At 72.9% G+C, this 4922-nt stretch carries 6 protein-coding genes; 5 read left to right on the top strand and 1 reads right to left on the bottom strand.

The genetic code is table 11. The annotated features are described in order from the left end of the window. Positions 1-183, bottom strand: a 183-nt coding sequence (locus ACFCZN_RS21120; RefSeq protein WP_430558065.1) for a hypothetical protein, incomplete at its 3' end; no start/stop codon positions are given. A 238-nt stretch (positions 184-421) separates the two neighbouring features. On the opposite strand from ACFCZN_RS21120, the gene ACFCZN_RS21115 reads away from it, so the two are divergent. The 5 genes from ACFCZN_RS21115 (at position 422) to ACFCZN_RS21095 (ending at position 4758) form a co-directional block, all read left to right on the top strand. Further along, on the top strand, positions 422-1870 hold the full coding sequence (locus ACFCZN_RS21115; protein WP_430558064.1) for a ParB/RepB/Spo0J family partition protein: 1449 nt from the start codon (positions 422-424) through the stop codon (positions 1868-1870). Positions 1871-2451: 581 nt separating this feature from the next. Further along, positions 2452-2763: a hypothetical protein gene (locus tag ACFCZN_RS21110; protein ID WP_430558063.1), complete on the top strand. Its 312-nt coding sequence runs from the start codon at positions 2452-2454 to the stop codon at positions 2761-2763. A 36-nt stretch (positions 2764-2799) separates the two neighbouring features. Continuing rightward, entirely contained in the window at positions 2800-3207 is a 408-nt protein-coding gene (locus tag ACFCZN_RS21105) for a DUF6573 family protein (RefSeq protein WP_430558062.1), read from the top strand. A 185-nt stretch (positions 3208-3392) separates the two neighbouring features. Next, on the top strand, positions 3393-3734 hold the full coding sequence (locus ACFCZN_RS21100; RefSeq protein WP_430558061.1) for a hypothetical protein: 342 nt from the start codon (positions 3393-3395) through the stop codon (positions 3732-3734). An 88-nt stretch (positions 3735-3822) separates the two neighbouring features. Further along, the gene (locus tag ACFCZN_RS21095; RefSeq protein ID WP_430558060.1) at positions 3823-4758 is read left to right on the top strand and encodes a DUF3560 domain-containing protein; all 936 of its coding nucleotides are present in this window, start codon (positions 3823-3825) and stop codon (positions 4756-4758) included. Positions 4759-4922: the final 164 nt, after the last annotated feature.

Below are 4922 nucleotides of genomic sequence, written 5' to 3'. Positions count from 1 at the left end.
AGTGAGGTCCGGCTGCGCCGGATCGGTGGCCCGCACAGACAGGGCCGGGCCGGGTGAGCCGGCGGCGGGGGAGCGGCGCGAACCGATGCCGACCTGGCGGCCGGCGCCGAACGGCGGCCGCTGCGCGGCCCTGTAGTTCCGCGCTGACGCGCGGGCCGGCTGTGCCCCCTCCTGGCTTTCCATGATCGCCCGCGCGACCCTCCGCGCAAGCCCCGCGGCTGCGCCGCCGCCCGACGCCGGAACTCGTGGGCCTGCGGTCGCTTCGCTCCCTGAGCTCGGCCCACGAGCCCCGCCGTCGGGCGGTGCCGGGGCTTGCGCTCCGGGCCGCTTATGCGGGCGGTCATTCCAGCGCCAGGAGGGGGCGAAAAACGGTCCCGGACAGCGGGTGCCACCTACCTCCCGGCAGGAAGGTCGCTCACTCATGACGAGCACCACGAACACCGAGAACACCACCACCCGTGAAGGCACAGCCCAGGTGCTGGCCGAGGGCGTCGAGTTCGCCCACCTCGACCCGCGCACCCTAATCGTCGGCGCGAATGTCCGGACCGACGCCGACCTCAGCGGCGAGTTCATCGGGTCCATCAAGCAGCACGGCGTCATCCAGGCCATCCGGGTCCGCCGCGAGGCCGACGGCTCCCTGACCGTCCTGGAAGGCCAGCGCCGCACCCTTGCCGCGATCGAGGCCGGGCGCGCCACGATCCCCGCCCAGATCGTCACCAGCGACGACGACGAGAAGGCCCGCGAGGCACGCCGGATCATCGAGCAGTTGGCCGAGAACGACCACCGCGCCGACATGCGCGACACCCACCGCACCGCAGCGTTCCGGCAGTTGTCCCTCGAGTTCGGGCTGACCGCCGGGCAGATCGCCAAGCGCACCGGCACCAAGAAGGACCAGGTAGCCGTTACGCTCAAGGTGGCCGAGTCGAAGGTCGCCGCCGCCGTGCAGGCCAAGTACGACCTCACGATCGACCAGGCCGCCGTGCTGGCGGAGTTCGCCGACGCCCCGGAGACGGTCAAGGCACTGACCGCCGTCGCGGTGAAGGAGCCGGGACGCTTCGCGCACGAGGCCCAGCGCGCCCGCGACGATCGCGAGCGAGCCGAGCAGGTCGCCGCCGCCCGCGAGGCTCTGGCCGCCGAGGGCGTGTCCGAGGTCGAGGCCCCGTCCTACGACGACAAGAAGGTCCGCAGCCTGAGCGAACTGCGCCCCTCGACCGAGGCGGACCACGGCACGGACCTCACCCCGGAGGCCCACGCCGAGTGCCCCGGACACGCGGCCTACGTCCGTTCGAGGTGGAGCAGCGTCAGCGTGGTCTACGTCTGCACCAACTGGCGCACCCATGGGCACGGCGACAAGTACGCCAGCGCCAGCCCGACGAAGTCCGGCCCGATGACCGACGAGCAGAAGGCCGAACGTCGCACGGTCATCGAGAACAACAAGGCGTGGAAGTCCGCCGAGGTCGTGCGCCGCGAATGGCTGGCCGAGTTCGCCAAGCGCAAGACCGCGCCGAAGGGAGCCGCCGAGTACGTCGCCCTTGCCATCGCGGCGGACTCGTTCATCCTGCGCCGAGCGGGGGAGAAGGGCCACGCCCTCGCCACCGAATGGCTCGGCGCGAAGGCCGAGACGGGCTACTACGCGACCGGGCAGCACATCGCCGCCCTGATCGCCAAGGCCACCCCGAGCCGCGCCCAGCACATCGCGCTCGTGCTGGCCCTCGCGGCACGCGAAGGCGAGACGGGCACCCACACCTGGCGGAACCCGGGCCACGAGCGGGGCTACCTGACCGCCCTCGAATCCTGGGGCTACACGCTCTCCGACGTCGAGCAGATCGCCCGAGGCGAGCAGGACAAGGCCGAGCGGCCCAGCAAGTAGAACCACCGGTGGCCCGGCCCGAACCAGGGCCGGGCCACCCCCGGGCCGCCCCGGACTCCTGCTGGTCGGCATGGTGTCGCGGCCGGCCCATCGAGGGCCGACCGCGAAAGCCGGGGGCATGCCGCCCCCGGACCCCCGCCACCGCTGCAGCTCGAGCGAACCGGCGACCGAGCCACAGCATGAACCACCGGTGGGCAGTGAGGTCCGGCTGCGCCGGATCGGTGGCCCGCACAGACAGGGCCGGGCCGGGTGAGCCGGCGGCGGGGGAGCGGCGCGAACCGATGCCGACCTTCGGCCGGCGCCGAACGGCGGCCGCTGCGCGGCCCAGCTGCATCAACAAGCGGCGTCGTTCCTGACGCTCCATCATCCCCCGCCCGGTCCTACGCACAAGCGGCTGCGCCGCCGTCTCCTCCGGAACTTCTCGGACGCGTCGCTGCGCTCCTTATTTCGCCCGAGAACTTCCTCCCCCGTCGCCCCTTCGGGGTTGCCGCTTCGGGCCGGGCGGGTGCTGCTCCGCTTATCAGGAACGACGCCCCACAGCGACCGTGCGCCAAGCGGTCCCCGTCCGAGAGGAACCCACCATGACCGGTCAGGCCCCCACCCAGAACCCCGCCGACGCGGCCCTGCTGGCCGCCCTGGACGCCGCCGTCAACTCCGGCGAGTTCCGGGTCTTCAACCCCCAGACCACCACCCCCGACGACCTCGACGCCCCGGAGGACGACAGCGCCCACCAGAAGGCGCTCATCCAGGCCCTCGCCCACGTGCGCGCGGCGCGGCGCATCCTCCAGCGGTCGGGCATGCGTGACGCGGACGTGATGGCGGCCCGCGGCACCCTCCGCACGGCCAAGGACCAGCTCTGGAGCGCACACCGAACCCTCAACCCCAACCGCTGACCACCCCGACCCGGACCTACGAAGGAGCCACCCACCATGAGCCACGACCTCACCGACCTGTTCGGCCCCGCGATCCACACCTACACACGCACCCAGGCCATCGAGGACGGAGCGCTGCGCGAGGTCCCCGCCGACCTCGCCCGCGAAGCCGGCTTCCGCTACCCGGTCGCGCTGACCTCCGACGCCTGGTCCGACGCCGTCGCCTGGAACGAGGCGAACGCCGGGCTCCAGGACGAGACCGGGCGACTGTGGGACGTGCTCACGATGGCCCGCCACACGCTCGCCAAGACGCCGCCGTGGGAGGACCGCGCGCTGTTCGACGTGCTGCGCGTGCCCAACACGCCCCGCGCCCACAGCCCGCGCCCGACGACGCTGCGCGTCCACTTCGGCCCCGGCGACAACGCCGAGCCCGTCCTGACCATCCTCATGCCCAACGAGGACTAGCCCGACCCGGGTGGCCCGACGTCGGGCCACCCCCGGGCCAGCGGCCCGAGTACGCGAAGAATCCAAGGCACGAAACCCAGGTTCGAGTATACAAACGCTGATAGATGATGTATATTAAAGGTGTTGGCAGGGCAAGCAACGGCCGGAGACCACCGGCCACCCGACGCCAGCAAGAGGAGGGCCAAATGGCTCGCACCATCAGCACCACGACCGTTCAGCACCAGACCCCCGACGCCGCCGGATTCGCGCTCGACGTCGCGGCTGCCGAGGCTCGCGCGCTCATGACGGGGGAGTCCGTGGCCCAGGTGCTCGACCGCATGGACGCGGCCGACCCCTACACGCTCACGGCGACCAACCCGATCCTGAGCGGCACGACCGAGGCCCTGTCTCTGGGCCGCAACCGCTCGCACCTGGTGATCGACCGTCGCGGCGTGCTGTGCCACGAGGTCGAGGTCCCTGCCGGGACCGTGGCGCACGAGCTCAGCGTCGTGCACACCGCCACCGGCCCGGCTCCGCTGGCCGCCTGACGTGCCCCGGTGGGCCGGAGGGGAGACCCCCGGCCCACCGGCTGGACCAGGAAGAGCCACCAGCGGACCACCGGAAGGACCACCCGACATGCTGACCATCACCCACACCCACGAGGCCGGAACTCTCATCGACGGCACCGCCCGCGGCGACGGTACCGCCGACGTCCTCAAGGCCCAGCGCTGGCGCTGGAGCCGCAACCTCGGCGCCTGGTACATCCCGCGCTCGCGCGACCAGCACGCCAAGACCCGGCAGATCGACGCCACCGCGGCCGCGCTGCGCGCGGCTGGGCACGACGTCGAGGTGACCATCGACAACACTGCCCGCCCGACTGCAGACGTCGAGGCCGACAAGATCGCCCGCCAGGCCGACCGGGCAGGCGCCCTGGCCGCGAAGGCCGAGCGTCGCCGCGAGGAGGAGACCGCCGCATGGGCGCGGCACCACAGCGACGTCGAGCGGCTCCCGCCCGAGGGTGAGCCGGTCAAGATCGGCCACCACTCCGAAGGGCGCCACCGCCGGGACATCTCCCGCGCGTGGAACTCCCTGGGCCGCAGCGTCGAGGCGGGCCGCGCCACCGAGGAGGCCGAGCGTCGCGCGACCGAGGCCGCGGCGACCACCGCCGCCCGGTACAACCCGGTCACCGTCGCCAACCGCATCGACAAGCTCGAGGCTGACCGGCGCAAGTTCGAGCGCCGCCGCGATGGGTACACCAGCGGACACGGCGTCTACGCGATGACGCACGCGCCCGCGACCGGCGCGGGTCGCGAGCAGCTGGAGGAACTGATCGCCGAGACGGACGACGCGCTGACCTACTGGCGCGGCGTGCGCGCCGACCAGCAGGCCAACGGCACCGCCACCAACTACGGACCCCACAACGTCGCCAAGGGCGACGCCGTCCAGGTCCGCGGCACCTGGTACCGCGTGCTGCGCGCCAACCCCAAGAGCGTCACCGTCGAGGGCTACTTCGGCCCCGACCGCACGCCCTGGCAGGAGGTCGCCGACCACCGGCCCGCCAAGGCCGCCTGACCGCACCAGTAGCGACGCCGGGGGAGACCCAGGGGGGGGGCAGGGGGGGGGTTGGGGGGGGAAAGATGCCCTCACTGGCGTGGGGGGGTTCGGGGGGGGCGGGGGGGCGCACCCCGCGACGCGCGCCCGAGGCCGTCGCGCCCGCCGGCTGCACCGTCGACGAG

It is taken from the genome of Isoptericola sp. NPDC056134, from assembly GCF_042264825.1.
In the GTDB taxonomy this organism is placed as follows: domain Bacteria; phylum Actinomycetota; class Actinomycetes; order Actinomycetales; family Cellulomonadaceae; genus Isoptericola; species Isoptericola nanjingensis.
Note: the sequence above shows the minus strand (reverse complement) of the source record. Positions and strands in the feature narration are given on the sequence as shown.